The organism is Spirillospora sp. NPDC047279, from assembly GCF_040643285.1.
GTDB lineage: Bacteria > Actinomycetota > Actinomycetes > Streptosporangiales > Streptosporangiaceae > Spirillospora.
The window spans coordinates 516,975-530,427 of the sequence record NZ_JBEYUA010000002.1; the positions used below are offsets into that span (position 1 = coordinate 516,975).

General features: G+C 68.4%; 9 protein-coding genes. 3 read left to right on the forward strand and 6 right to left on the reverse strand.

All coding sequences use genetic code 11. The annotated features are described in order from the left end of the window. Window positions 1-890: 890 nt before the first annotated feature. The 3 genes from ABZ810_RS06595 to ABZ810_RS06605 form a co-directional block, all read right to left on the reverse strand. Window positions 891-2,327: a replication initiator gene (locus ABZ810_RS06595; protein WP_358400016.1), complete on the reverse strand. Its 1,437-nt coding sequence runs from the start codon at window positions 2,325-2,327 to the stop codon at window positions 891-893. After that, entirely contained in the window at window positions 2,324-2,509 is a 186-nt protein-coding gene (locus tag ABZ810_RS06600; protein ID WP_358400019.1) for a hypothetical protein, read from the reverse strand. The genes ABZ810_RS06595 and ABZ810_RS06600 overlap by 4 nt, the downstream gene beginning before the upstream one ends. A gap of 569 nt (window positions 2,510-3,078) precedes the next feature. Further along, the gene (locus tag ABZ810_RS06605; RefSeq protein WP_358400022.1) at window positions 3,079-4,593 is read right to left on the reverse strand and encodes a recombinase family protein; all 1,515 of its coding nucleotides are present in this window, start codon (window positions 4,591-4,593) and stop codon (window positions 3,079-3,081) included. A 31-nt stretch (window positions 4,594-4,624) separates the two neighbouring features. Between ABZ810_RS06605 and ABZ810_RS06610 the strand changes: the two genes are divergently transcribed. Further along, window positions 4,625-5,428, forward strand: coding sequence for a hypothetical protein (locus tag ABZ810_RS06610; RefSeq protein WP_358400024.1), 804 nt, complete (start codon window positions 4,625-4,627; stop codon window positions 5,426-5,428). A gap of 403 nt (window positions 5,429-5,831) precedes the next feature. Here the strand turns inward: ABZ810_RS06610 and ABZ810_RS06615 are convergent, their stop codons facing one another. Beyond that, window positions 5,832-6,230: a hypothetical protein gene (locus ABZ810_RS06615; RefSeq protein WP_358400027.1), complete on the reverse strand. Its 399-nt coding sequence runs from the start codon at window positions 6,228-6,230 to the stop codon at window positions 5,832-5,834. Between the two features lie 164 nt (window positions 6,231-6,394). Here ABZ810_RS06615 and ABZ810_RS06620 point away from each other — a divergent pair, with 164 nt between their 5' ends. Next, window positions 6,395-6,802: an ester cyclase gene (locus ABZ810_RS06620; RefSeq protein WP_358400030.1), complete on the forward strand. Its 408-nt coding sequence runs from the start codon at window positions 6,395-6,397 to the stop codon at window positions 6,800-6,802. Window positions 6,803-6,817: 15 nt separating this feature from the next. On the opposite strand, the gene ABZ810_RS06625 is transcribed toward ABZ810_RS06620, so the two are convergent. After that, window positions 6,818-8,539: a serine/threonine-protein kinase gene (locus ABZ810_RS06625; protein WP_358400032.1), complete on the reverse strand. Its 1,722-nt coding sequence runs from the start codon at window positions 8,537-8,539 to the stop codon at window positions 6,818-6,820. Window positions 8,540-9,355: 816 nt separating this feature from the next. Here ABZ810_RS06625 and ABZ810_RS06630 point away from each other — a divergent pair. Beyond that, window positions 9,356-10,642, forward strand: a complete 1,287-nt coding sequence (locus ABZ810_RS06630) for a DUF222 domain-containing protein (RefSeq protein WP_358400034.1) — start codon at window positions 9,356-9,358, stop codon at window positions 10,640-10,642. A 2,090-nt stretch (window positions 10,643-12,732) separates the two neighbouring features. Here ABZ810_RS06630 and ABZ810_RS06635 read toward each other — a convergent pair. Further along, entirely contained in the window at window positions 12,733-13,350 is a 618-nt protein-coding gene (locus ABZ810_RS06635) for a TetR/AcrR family transcriptional regulator (protein WP_358400037.1), read from the reverse strand. Window positions 13,351-13,453 lie beyond the last annotated feature (103 nt).

The following is a 13,453-nucleotide window of genomic DNA, read 5'->3' on the forward strand; positions in this document are numbered from 1 at the left end:
ATCACCCGATAGCTACTTGCAGTTCCGCGACAGAGGCGAAAACGTCATCTGGCAAGCGTTCCCCTGCACAGGGCAATGCACCAAAGAATTCCGGCGGATAGAACGCCAGGTGCGGGAGCTTGCCCTGAGACTCTTGCGACGGAGTCTCGCGGACGCCACAGGGGAGCCAGCCCCGCCAGACTCGGCCTGAGGGCCGCGGCTTCCCTTGTCGCTGACAGGGTCGGGGCCGTCCGGTATGGCCGTAGGCCACCCCGTAGGGGCAGCCGTTAAGGCGAGTCCGGCCGGCGCCGGTGTCGGCAATTCCGTCGTGAGCGTCGCCTACGTAGAAGCCGCTGCCCGGCCCCTTCAACGCGATGCCTTGCGCGGGGGCCTGACCTCAGGTTGCGCGGTGCGGTGCGGGCGGGGCCGTCCACGGCGGACGGGGGCTGTGGGCGGCGCCGCGCTGCGAACGGCGCCCCAGCGCCGCACGCGCAAAGCGCGTGCGTCCGTCCATCGGACCCCGGCCTGCGGTGGGCGGGCCCAGCCACGCACCCGGCCCCCGCGCCACACCTGCCAGGGAATGACACTTAAGCGTCAACGGCCTGGAGGTTGAAGCTGGACGGTTCCGGACTTGCACGGGGGCAGGGCCTCATAGCCTCGATTGGCGGACGGGCGGCACCTGCCTGCCCGCAATGGTCCGTCGTGAGGCCCTGCGAGGGGTCCCCGCGCAAGTCGGGAATCGGCCAGCGGCACTACTCCATGAGTGTCGAGTAAGCCGACCGGCATCGTTGCCGGGTCTTCGTGCAGCCCTGGGGCGGAGACGAAGACCCGGCGCCGAGTCGGCCACTCGTGCGGCCCGTAGGGCCGCCTTGAACCTGTAATGAAACTCCTCGACGAATGGGTGGTCCGGGCTAGCTCGCCTTCCGCTCTTGGTCACGCTCGGTGAGCTTGCCTCGGATGGCTCGGGCCTGCTGGATACGGGTCCTCACTTGCTCGGCCCAGAAGTGTTCTCCGTACAGCAGACCACTCCCCGCGAACTCCCATTCCCCAATGGTCACGGTCTCCCGTTCTGGGGCGGCTGGGGGCTCTCCTCGGGCCTCTCGTGCGGCCTGGGCGGCGTGGTCTGCCCGGGCCTGGCGAAGTTGGGCCAGGGTGACCGAGTAGCGGCGCGACTTGGAGGAGAAGTGCCCGCCATAGCCGAGCATGTGAGCCCACTGCCGTAGCCGTAGGTCGTGGTACTCGGGCATGTCCGCGAGTGCGAAGCACGTCCAGATCAGACGGCGCGCATGGTCGCTGACCTTCAACGAACCGATCTGCGACGCGAACCGGATCGGACGGTCCACGGTCCCCGAATCCTCAGCACCCTTGGTGGCGTACTTGGCGATGTAGCGGGCGACATGCTTGTCTGCGATGCCCTCCAGCTCGGCAGCGACCTGGATCGGCTGTGTGTCGGTCTGCCGTCCCCACGTTAGGGGCAAAGTGGTCCCGTCCCCGGACGGGTCGGGAACCTCCACCTGGACCAGGCGGGCAGCCGTCTCCAGGACGCGCGCGAGGAACTCACCGGTCGCCCAGGACGGCGGAGGCTGGTCGGGACCGTCCGGCCCGTCCAGACGGACAACCGCATGGAAGTGGATCATCCCGCGCCGCTGGTACTCGATCACGCGGGCGTACGACAGGCGGGCCTGCTCGCGGAGCGCCTTGTGAGTGATGCCCAGCTCGGCCGTGATCAGCTTGGGGACCATGAGCGTCAACCGGCGCCACAGCTCGGTGGCGTGCGCGTTCCACAGAACGGCGGACTGGTAGTCGTAGCAGTCAGCGCAGATCGGTTGCCCAAGCTGCGGGTCGTCGTCCTGGTGGACGCGCCTGCACTCCTCGGGCAACCCGTGTACGCACAGTGGGTGATCCCTGCGCGGTCGGCACGGCAGCGGCTTGCCTGCCTTCTCCCTGCGGGCGTGCACGGTTCCGAACGATGGGGCGGTGAGGGTGAGGAACACCCGGGGGTGCCCGCTCACGTCCTCGGGGACGCCCTTCCCGCCGGTGAGTCCGGAAATGATCAGGTGGTAGGTGTCGTCCCGGTACACCTCGGCACAGGCCGCGCAGCGGGATGCACGGCGGTTGCCGCACGCGGTGATCAGGTAGCCGGTCGGCTCGTTGTCGGTCGAGTAGGACTCGATCAGCTCGCCGGTCTCGCCGTCCACGGTGAGGCGCTCCCCGTGAAGGCGGATCGGCTGCTCACACCCTCCGGCCGATTTGATCATCTCGTGCCAGCGGCGGAAGTCAGGCATCGCTGCGCGCTGGACGGCTGCGGCCACCTCGGGCGGTAGGTGGGGCATCTGCGGGGCGGTCATGCGGCGTCCCGCATGGTCTCGGACGGCTGGTCCTGGTCAGGCTCGGCGGTGCGACCTGGCTCAGCGCTGGTAAAGATCACCTGAAGGATGACGGAGACACGGATCCACTTCTCCTCGCTCCAGGTGGGCGAGTTGCTGGCTTGCTTCTTTCCCCACTCGACGGCATCCAGCCTGGGGTTCAACCTGTCCACTCCTTCTCTCGATGGGAAGGAGAGCGCGCTGTTCCCTGCGTTAGAGCACCAGAGATCGGGCACGCTGACGCGCACCGTTGATCAGGGTGTTCTTCGGCGAGTGGCTGATGAGAGAAGTTGTACGGGGCCGTTCGTATGAGGCTCTTTATCGGTAGGGACGTCTCCCCACCTGGGCGCCTGTTCCCGGTGCCGGAGCCCACCCGGCTGGCTACGCCTTCGCGTCCGTGTCTTTGAGTTGTCGCGGCCATTCGGTGTCGTGAGGATCCCTCGCGGGACCCCCGGTGCCGGAGCCGACCCGGCGTGCCACATCGCCTGTCACAGAGAAGCTCTACGCGTCTCCGTGATCAAGAGTGCCCGCTCGCACCGACAGTTGAACCCCCGCCGATTGGGGGTGGAGGCGACTTTCTACTGTGAGGGATTGTCCGTTGCTGTCCGTGGTTGTCCGCTGGTGCTCGCTGGTGCTCACTGGTCACAGCCCAGAAGGTCAGAAATGTGATGTAGATCACATAAAGAATCCCCGGTCGCCGCAGCAACCGGGGACTTCACCAGACACAAAGGGATCAGTCCTCGCGCCAGATGGGTTCGAGGAGATCCGGGTTGAACTTGTTCCCTGCATGCTTGCCTGCCGGGTGCACGATCACGGCGTGCAGGGCTGAACGGATGTAGGCACGCTTCCGCGAGATGTCCAAGCGGTCCTCGTCGGTCTCCGAGAACCAGCGGCGGCGGATGTCCGTCTGATCGATCTCGGTCTTCTGGAGGGCCAGCTCGTGAGCCTGGCGCTCGGCTCGAAGAGCGTCGATCTCCGGCTCCAGCAACTCGACCTCTTCGAAGAACAGACCATTGGAAATCTTGCGCTGGCGGAACCGCACCCGTAGATCGTGCAGTTGCTTCTCCTTCTCCTTAAGCTCCCGCGCCTTCGGCCACGGGCCGATGTCCTTCCGGGTGACCGCTCGGCGTTCGTCCAACTTGGCCAAGACGGCTTCCGAGATGAACAGGTCCACAAGGTCAGTGCGACGTGAGAGACCTCCGCATCCTCCGCTGCCCTTCGAATGGCAGAAGTAGCGCGCCCGCCCCTTGCTCTTGTCGAAGCCTGCGCGGAGCTTCCCGTTGCACATCGTTCCGTCCGGCAGGATGTTGCCGCACCGAAGGATGGAGCTCAGCAGATAGCTGTGTTCCCGGTGATCGGCTGACAGCGGGCGGACGGCCTCGCCCGTGCGGATGACCTGCATCCCCTTCCGGCTGGCGAAGATCTCCTGCACGGCTTGCCACTTCTCCGCGCTGATCACCGGGTCCCACTTGCCCACGACGGGCTCCCCGGTATCGTCCCGTACCAACTCGCCGTTGATCGTCCGCCATCCGCACAGGCGCGCGTTCCGAAGCGTCACCCGGAGCGTCTGGCTCTTCCACGGGTTCCCACGCGGCGTGAGTACGCCCTTCTCCTGCCAGTCTCGAACCACCGAGTTGAGCGAAGCTCCCGCCAGTAGGCGGTCAACGGCCTTCGTGATCAGCTCACTCTCGGTCGGCTCAAGGGTGAGGCGGTCATCCTGCCATCCGAACGGGCGATGCCCCTTCTTCGGCGTTCCCTCAAGGGCTCTGCTTCGGTTCCACTGCCGGGCACGACGGCGCATCTTCTTCACCTCCATGCGGGAGATCACCGCGCCCATGAGTCCCATGCTCTCCACGTCTTCGCTGTACAGGTCCTTGAACCCACGCTGATCAGCGTAAACGCGTCCTTCTCCGTACGTGAGGGCATCCACGAACCGCTCGTAGTCGCCGGTCTTCCTGATCAGCCGGTCATCGGCGACGACGACGCATCCCATTACCGGCGTCCCGTCCTGGAGGCTGCCCGCACGCAGGACGCGCAACATCTCCTCGAACTCGTCGCGGACGACGTTCTCCTTCATCGCGGACTTGTCGTTGTCTGCGAAGCGGGCGACGATACGGCAACCGAGTCGGGCGGCCGTCGCCTCGTTGACGGCCTGCTGGTCCTTCACGGTGTGCTCGTCCTTCGCCTTGTCGGCGCTGGCTCGGGCATAGTCCACGACGGGGATCAGATCACGCTCGGTAGCGGCCATGGGGGGCTCCTCGGTAGTACCTCAACGAACGTTGTACCACCTCAAGGAGCTGTTCCCCCTGTACGAGTGGGGCGGCGAGCCGGTGGCCCCGTACATGTTCGGCGCCGCGGGCCGCGAGCACATGGAGAAGTACGGCACCACCGCCGACCAGTTCGCCAGGATCGGCTGGAAGAACCACAAGCACTCGGTGAACAACCCGTACGCCCAGTTCCAGGACGAGTACAGCCTCGACGACATCAAGGCCGCGCGCGTCGTCTACGAGCCGCTCACCAAGCTCCAGTGCTCCCCGACCTCCGACGGCTCCGGTGCCGCCGTGATCGCCTCCGAACGTTTCGTCGACGAGCACGACCTCTGGGACCGCGCCGTCGAGATCGCCGGCCAGGCCATGGTCACCGACACCAGTGACACCTTCACCGACAAGAGCGCCATCACCCTCGTCGGCTCCAAGATGTCCGCGCTCGCCGCCCGCAAGGCCTACGACGAGGCGGGCATGGACGCCTCCGACGTCCAGGTCGTCGAGCTGCACGACTGCTTCTCCACCAACGAGCTCCTCACCTACGAGGCCCTCGGCCTCGCCGCCGAGGGCGAGGGCGGCAAGCTCGTCGACTCCGGCGACAACACCTACGGCGGCCGCTGGGTCGTCAACCCGTCCGGCGGCCTCATCTCCAAGGGCCACCCGCTCGGCGCCACCGGCCTCGCCCAGTGCTCCGAGCTCACCTGGCAGCTGCGCGGCCAGGCCGACAAGCGCCAGGTCGAGAACGTCACCGGCGCGCTCCAGCACAACATCGGCCTCGGCGGCGCCGCCGTCGTCACCGTCTACAGGCCCGCCCGCTAGGCGCGTCTCGACACGCCCTGCCCCTGACGGAACGGCGGCCAGGACCGCATCCCCTGGACGGAACGGCGGCCGGGACCCCTCCCCTGGCCGCCGTTCCCTGGCCGCCGTTCCCTGGCCGCCGTTCCCTGGCCGCCGTTCCCTGGCCGCCCTCCCCTGGCCGCCGTTCCCTGGCCGCCGTTCCCTGGCCGCCCTCCCCTGTCTCACGAAGCGGTCCCGCACCTGGCGCAGTCGTCGAGCCTCTCCACCACGTCGTAGCCGTTCGCGCCGGGCGGAGAGGCCTGGAGCGGTGGGGCCAGGCGACGAGTGCCCGCGCCGCACGTCGCCGGCCGCGCGCCCAGAACGAACTGCAAGCCGCGGGAGCGGACCGCGCCGGTCGGGCCGCTCCCGCGACCGGGACGCCGGGCTAGCTCCCGTACCGCTCGATCGCGATCTTGTCTCCGTCGACGGAGATGGTGGCGAACTCGTAGCAGCTGCGAGCGGGCGCGCGGTGCCAGACGTTGCTGTCAGGGCCGGTGAAGGAGACCCACAGCGCGCCCGTCGCGCAGAACCGGGTGATCCCGGGCAGGTTGACGCTGAGCTCCCCTTCGCCTCGGTAGCACGAGGTCTCCGCACCGCCCATCGGCCCGAACGGGTGCCACAGGAAAGAGCCGTCGTGCGGTTCGGAGCAGGGGACCCGGCTGACACCGGCCGCCTTGACCGCCGGAGCGGCGGCCTCGGCGGCCTCGGCGGCGGTGGGAACCGTGGCCACCAGCACAATTGTGGCGGCGGTGGTGAGGAGCGCGGGAGCGAGTCGGCGTCGCATGAGTACCTCCGTGAGTAGTGAGCCGTTCTGACCCACGACCACCGTCGTTTGACCGTGTGCGATCGATCAATTCCATGGCGTGAACACGCCAGTCCTTGAGCGTTCACTGATCCCTCTCGCACGCACGTCGTGCATCCGGCGCCCGGTTTGCGATGATCGCCATCATGGAGGCACTCCGAGCGGCGGCACAGAAGTTCTACTCCTCGCTCGACGCACAGGACTGGGACGCGGTCGGCCGGCTGGTCACACCCGATTTCGTCGCGCTGGTCGGTGACGGCCCGCCGATGGCGCTGACCACGTGGCGCGAACGGCTGGGCACGTTCTACGAGGGTTTCCCGGACGGGCACCACGTCATCGACGAGTACGTGGTCGGCGAGCAGGCGGTGGCGACCCGCTGCCGGTTCCTCGGCACCCACACGGGCACGTTCCAGGGGATCGAGCCGACCGGCACGGAGGTGTCGGCCGGCGTCATCCACATCGACCACGTCATCGACGGGAAGATCGTTCGGCATCACGGGCAGCTGGACATGCTCGGCCTGCTGAGCCGGCTGCGGAACGCCGCCCCCTCGTGAAACCCCCTGCACGCCTCACGGCGAGGTCTTGCACTCGGCGCAGGCGTCCATCTTCGCCACCACGTCGTAGCCGATCGCGTCGGCCCAGGCCCGGGCGGCGTCGCGGAACGTCAGGTAGCGCAGGCGGTCGACGCGGATGCCGCCGGTGAACTCGGGGCCGACCGCCGGGGGTTCGTCGACGGACTCGGCGCCGACCTTGATCTCGACGAGGACGTTGTCGCGCCGTATCAGGAGCGTGGTCTCGGTCCGCAGTTCCCGCCCGCCGTAGAACACCGAGGAGTAGTAGGCGGCGTCCCCTGCGCTCTGGCTCGGGCCGCTCGCCACGATCCTGGTCTTGGACGTCGCCGTCGCGGGCAGCCGGCCCCGCGCCTCGTTCAGCCGCGTCGTCGCGGTCGCCACGTCGGGAGCGGTCGTGATCCGGACGGACGCCGTCCGGTGCTGGTCATCGCTGGCCTTCGCCGTGATGTCGGGGCCGAACTCGCAGTACGGGACCTTCTCCTTCGGAGAGAACAGCCCCGTGGCCGTGCTCTCGGCCCCCGGTCCCGCGAGCCCCATGTCCTTCTGCTTGGACGCGTCGATCAGATCGCACGTCGCTCCAGGCAGCTTCCGGAACGGCTGGCTCTGCGCCGCGGCTCCGCCCTTGCCCGTAGCAAGCACACCCGCACCCGCACCCGCCGCGGCTTTCCCGGACGTGCCCTTCCCCGACGCACCGGACGTTCCACCGCGTTCACCCGAGAACGGCCCGCCGTCCAGCACTCCACCCGCAAGCCCCCCTGCGAGCAGCACAACGATCGCAACCGCCGCGCCCGCTCCCACCATGCCCGCTCCCACCATCAGCCGCCGTCGCGACTTCCCGGCCGCGGCAACCTGAACGGGCCACTTGCGCGTCACCATCCGGGTGGCCGCGAGCTGCGGATCGTCCGGCCCGACGAGCGCGACGAGCAGTTCCTCGGCCGACGGCCTCCGTGCAGGGTCGGGGTCGAGGGCCCTCCGGACGAGCCCGTCCAGGTCGTCCGGCAGACCTGTCAGCTCGTAGGAGCCTCCCTGAGCCCGCGCCGCGAGCTGCATCATCGTCCCGGTGCCGTGCGGGTGGACCCCGGACGCCGCGTAGCCGACGAGCAGTCCCCACGCGAACACGTCGGCGGGCGGACCGCTCTCCCCGTCGAAGATCGCCTCGGGCGCCATCCAGCCCGGGCTGCCCACCACCACACCGGTCGCGGTATGCCGTTCGTTGGAGTCCAGCGCCCGCGCGATCCCGAAGTCGATCACCCGCGGTCCTCGTTCGGACAGCAGCACGTTGCCGGGCTTGAGGTCCCGGTGGACGAGCCGCGCCCCGTGGATCGCGGCCAGCGCGGCGGCGGTCCCCGTCGCCAACGCCCTCGACCGCTCGCCCGGCAGCGGCCCGTGCCCCCGGACCCACGCCGCCAGCGACGGACCTTCGACGAACTCGGTGACCATGTAGGGCAGCCCGTCCGCGACCCCGTGGTCCAGCACCAGCGCGGTGAACGACGCGTCCACCCGGCCCGCGTTGGCGACCTCGGTCTCGAACCGGGCCCGGAACGCGGCGTCCACGGCCAGCTCCCGCCGGATCACCTTGATCGCCACCGGCCGCCCCTCGGCGTCCTCGCCCCGGTAGACGATCCCCATCCCGCCCTCGCCGAGCCGCCCCACCACCCGGTACCCGCCGACCTCACCAGGATCCCCGGCCACCAACCGCCCCCGAACCGCGGCGCTCATCCATCCCCCTGACCTCATAAGGGGCTCCAGCCCCCAAAAGAGACTAAACGGCCCGCTCCACCTCACAGCGACCGCGCGAGGGAAACCGAGATCCCGGCCGCTGATCGAGACCGGCCGCCCGTGTGACGTCACTGCCCGGATCGACACCGCGGCCGACCGGCGCGCCGCTGTTCCTTATGGACTCCAGGCACGGCACGGCACGGCACGGCACAGCACAGCACGGCACGGCACGGCACGGCACGTCTGGTTAGGTCATTAGCCCCTTCGGGGCTGGCGGCATCGGCCACCCCTATGACTGCCGCTTATCGCCCGCCTGCGGAGTGGGCGCGGTCTGCTGCTCAAACGCGGCATCGACAAGAAAGTAGGCGGCCGGTCGCGCTTTCCTGCCATTGTGCGGGTGCTGCTGATCGCTGATGTTCGAACCTTTGAGCCGCGCGAAGCGCGGGTTGTCGGCGCAACCTCAGGCGGCAGCGCCGCCTCCGCCTAATCGCACCCTAAGGTTTCTGTGACCCCAGCCAACGTGACAGAAACCCTCGGAGGGGCGGAGGGGCGGAGGGGCGTGCGTGGTGTGTCAGTTCGGCCCCACTCGGCCATTTACCTGCAGCAACCGCCCGAGACTCCGACTCACCCATCCCGGGCCACCCGCCGACCGTTGGACGATCAACCACCCAACGGTGCCGCCCGCCGCGACCTGATCAACCACCCAAAGGCGCCGCCGCGACCTGTTTGCGCCCGGTGAATTGTTGGCCACCTGCGGCCAATCGAAATGTCCGTAATCAGATAATTGCAATCCGTCACCATCGATATAATCAAGACATGCATTCGATCGTCGCGGATCTAGAAACCGCCTCCACCGCGGAATTGGTGGAAGCGGTAGCCGCGATCGCCACCCACCTCGCCCACCGGCCCGCCCCCGACTCCGGGTCTGCTTGCATGGAGTTGGCCGAGGAGTTGGCGCGTGCGTTCGATCAAGGCGAATTCGCATTGGCCGCGATGATCGCAGTAGTGGACCGGACCGGTGAAATGAAGCACTGGGGGCTGCCGTCCACGCAGGCGTGGCTGCGGTGCCGTCTGGGGATGCGGGAAGGCCGCGCCAAGGAACGCATCACCCTGGCCCGGCAGCTCCCGCGCTTGGAGCGGGTGAGCAAGGACCTGGCCGCCGGTGACCTGTCGCTCGGCTATGCGGCCACTGTTGCCGACGCCGTGCAGCGGTTGAACGATGAGGACTGCGCGGCGGCCGAGGACATCCTGTTGAACGCCGCCAACGACGGCTTGTCGGCAGGCAAGGTCGCCCGGCTCGGCCGCAAAATCCACGACTTGGTCTCCGAGGCCAACGGCACCGAGAAGGCGCCTGAGGACGTCAAGCGCGGCTATGAACGGTCGTGGTTGACGTTGAGTCGGTCGTTGGATGGTGGGTCGTATGTGAACGGGTGGCTCAATCCCGAAGACGCCGCGATCCTGGACGGCACCCTCGGCCCGCTGACCAAACCAGCCGGGACCGACGACCGACGAGACCTGGGTGAACGGACGGCAGCCGCGTTGACGACGGTGTTGTCGCAGGGCCACAAGGGCACCCGGGTCACCGTCATCGCCAACCTCGAAACGCTGATGGGCGAGGATGCGCCTGGTTGGTTGCGTGACGGCACCCAGGTCCCTGCCGGGCAGGTGCGGCGGCTGGCGCTCACCGCCGGCGTCTCACCCCTGCTCCTGGGGCCGGGGAACGTGCCGCTCTACCTGGGGCACACCACCCGCATCGCCAGCCCAGGCCAACGCCGCGTCCTGGAAACCCAATACGACACCTGCGCGGTACGCGGCTGTGAGGTGCCGGGCTTCCTCTGCGAAGTCGACCACGTCGATGGGTGGGCGCTGGGCAACAGCCCCACCGACATCAACAAACTCGCGCTGTGCTGCGGCTGGCACAACCGGTGGAAACACACCCACCCAGCACAGATCAACATCAGCAAGAACCAAGCCGGACAGTACGTCTACCAGACACTGCCACCCGACGGGATCACACGCTCCAGACGGGGCAGATGGCCCACCGGACGAACACCCGACCCAGGTGGCGACAACCCGTGGAGCGATCACCATCTCGCAGCCTGATCGCCCACGAGCAGTCATTACCCGGTGCCTGCCTCATGGCCCGGCGGACGCCCGTCCACCGGGCCCACAGGCACGCCCACAACCAACCCCAACCATCCGCCGGAAGGGGCCACGCTGACGCCAACAGCCACCACCCCACATTCAACAGACACAACCCACCACCATTCACGCGCACCCCGGCGAACAGCAGCCAGCCTCCCGGCCTAACCCCCAACTACCACCCCACCCACAACCTCAAGCTCCGCACCCTTCGCCCACCGCCACCAGGCCCAAACCCAGCACCGCCCCAGCCCACAACCGGACGACCACACCAAACCAAAAGGGCGACCGCCCCCGCTCAACCCCCGCCCCCAACCGACCTGATCTGACCGCCGCACCCGCACCGACACACTCCCCGGGCGAAGCGCGGCAAAGCCTTTCAGCGTGAACGCCCACCACCCAAAAGCCTTCAGCTAACAGGCCATGCTCGCTGTCCACTCCTTTGGTTCGTCGCTGCCAAGCTCGAACCCCAGCGCCACCCCAGCCGCAGCCGGACGACCACACCAACCAAAGGGGCGACCGTCCCCGCTCAGCCCCGCCCCCAGCGGACCTGATCTGCCCGCCGCGCCCGCACCGACACATCCCCGTGCGAAGCGCGGCAACGCTTGTCAGTGTGAACGCCAGCTACCGGAGACCTCCAGCTAACAAGCCACGCCCGCCGTCCACTCACTTCGTTCGTCGCCGCCAAGCTCGAACCCCGGCACCGCCCCAGCCGCAGCCGGACGACCACACCAACCAAAGGGGCGACCGCCCCCCGCTCAACCCCCGCCCCAACCGACCTGATCTGACCGCCGCACCCGCACCGACACACTCCCCGGGCGAAGCGCGACAAAGCCCTTCAGCTCGAACGCCAACCACCCAAAGGCGTTCACCTAAGCCACCATCCCCCGCTATCCGCTCCCTCGTTCGTCGCCGCCAAGCTCGAGCCCAGTCCCGGCCTTGCCCGCAGCCGGACGGCTACACCGGCCAAAGGGTGACCGCCCCCCGCTCAACCCCCGCCCTCAACGGGCCTGAAGTGACCGCCGCCCCTGCACCGGACGCACGCCCCACGGCCCAGCACGGCAACGCTTGTCAGTTTGAACGCCAACCACCGAAAACCTTCAGCCAACCCGGCCATGCCCGCCGTCCACTCCCTTCGCTCGTCGCCGCCAAGCTCGAACCCCAACACCGGCCCCAGCCGCAGCCGGACGACCACACCAACCAAAGAGGCGACCGCGCCCGCTCAACCCTCGCCCCCAACCGACCTGATCTGACCGCCGCACCCGCACCCGCACCCGCACCCGCGCCCGCACCGACACACTCCCCGTGCGAAGCGCGGCAAAGCCTTCAGCTCGAACGCCCACCACCCAAAAGCCTTCGCCTAACAGGCCACGCCCGCTGTCCACTCACTTCGTTCGTCGCCGCCAAGTTCGAACCCCAGCGCCGCCCCAGCCGCAGCCGGACGACCACACCGGCCAAAGGGGCGACCTGCCCCGCCTACCCCCACCGAACCAACCTGAAGCGATCGCCGTCCCCGCACCGGACGCACACCCCACGCCAGCCCCGCACGGCAACGCTTGTCAGTGTGAACGCCAACCATCGGAAACCGCCAGCCAACCGACCATGCCCGAGCGCTGGCGTAAGACCACGAACGGACGCACGCCTACTGCCGTGGAGTCAGCGCGCAGCCCGCTCGGCCTGGTGCCGCCGTCCGGCAGCCGCTGGGGATGAACGCCCCGATCCGGGGCTTGGGCACCGCCGACCCTCGTCGGCGGTCATGTCGGCCACCTCGTGAGTTCAGCAAGTCCGACAAGAACGTGATCACGCCATGCGCGAGGCAGGCGCCACAGCGGCCCGGGGCCTCACGGTCTGGATGCTCGGGAAGGGCGCCGCTACGGACTGGATGCGCGGGGCTGGCGCAGCCTCGAGGGGCTGATCTCGGTGGGGATGGAGGAGCGCCGCGGAGGGGCTGGGCTCTCGGAGCGGTATCCAGCTGGGTTCGGGGCGCGAGCCTTAAATGGGCTGGCCGGGCGGAGCGCGGGCCTTTGGAGAAGGCTCTTTGGCTTTGGCTCTCAGGTGAGGTGGCGTTCGGCTACCAGGCGGAGGCGGGAGCGGGTGCGGAGCCAGCGTTCGTGGGTGCGTTCGGGGGTGGTGGGGTGGATGAACTGGAGGAGGCGCAGGCCGCGGATGGTCTCGAGCATGAGGTAGATGTCGCCGCGGACCTCGGGGTCGTCGACGCGGTCGCCGAGGACGCGGCGGCCCAGTTCTAGGAGGCCGGCGGTGACGGTGCGTTCGAGGGCGGCGACGTGCTCGCGCATCTCGGGGTCGGTGCGGGCGGCGACCCACAGTTCCATGGCGGCCTCGAAGAGGGGGCCCTGGTGGACCTCCCAGACGAAGTCGATGGCGGCGCCGACGGCGTCGTCGGAGGCGCGGAGGCGGCCGAGGTCCTGTTCGAGGAACTCGTCGGCGCGCTTGACGGCCAGGTGCTCGACGGCGGCGAGGACGAGGGCGTTCTTGGTGGGGAAATGGTGCACCTGGGCACCGCGGGAGACGCCCGCCCGCTCGACGACGCGGGTGGTGGTCGTACCGTGGTAGCCGTGTTCCACGAGGCATTCGATCGTCGCGTCCAGGAGGGCCTTGCGGGTGGCCGCGGTGCGTTCCTCCTGAGTACGGCGCGTCTGCGTGGGCATGGGCGCAGTGTAGCCAGCTAACAAACAGTACGCGCTGTATGTAGTTGCCAATCCTGGGACTTGACAGTGCTTGAAAAATAAACTAATGTCCCGGACTGTTGGT

Bases quoted from the DNA above. Each gene is read 5' to 3' on its own strand.
- ABZ810_RS06630 (WP_358400034.1), top strand. From the start codon at position 9,356: ATGCATTCGATCGTCGCGGATCTAGAAACCGCCTCCACCGCGGAATTG.
- ABZ810_RS06595 (WP_358400016.1), bottom strand. From the start codon at position 2,327: ATGACCGCCCCGCAGATGCCCCACCTACCGCCCGAGGTGGCCGCAGCC.
- ABZ810_RS06605 (WP_358400022.1), bottom strand. From the start codon at position 4,593: ATGGCCGCTACCGAGCGTGATCTGATCCCCGTCGTGGACTATGCCCGA.
- ABZ810_RS06615 (WP_358400027.1), bottom strand. From the start codon at position 6,230: ATGCGACGCCGACTCGCTCCCGCGCTCCTCACCACCGCCGCCACAATT.
- ABZ810_RS06620 (WP_358400030.1), top strand. From the start codon at position 6,395: ATGGAGGCACTCCGAGCGGCGGCACAGAAGTTCTACTCCTCGCTCGAC.
- ABZ810_RS06625 (WP_358400032.1), bottom strand. From the start codon at position 8,539: ATGAGCGCCGCGGTTCGGGGGCGGTTGGTGGCCGGGGATCCTGGTGAG.
- ABZ810_RS06635 (WP_358400037.1), bottom strand. From the start codon at position 13,350: ATGCCCACGCAGACGCGCCGTACTCAGGAGGAACGCACCGCGGCCACC.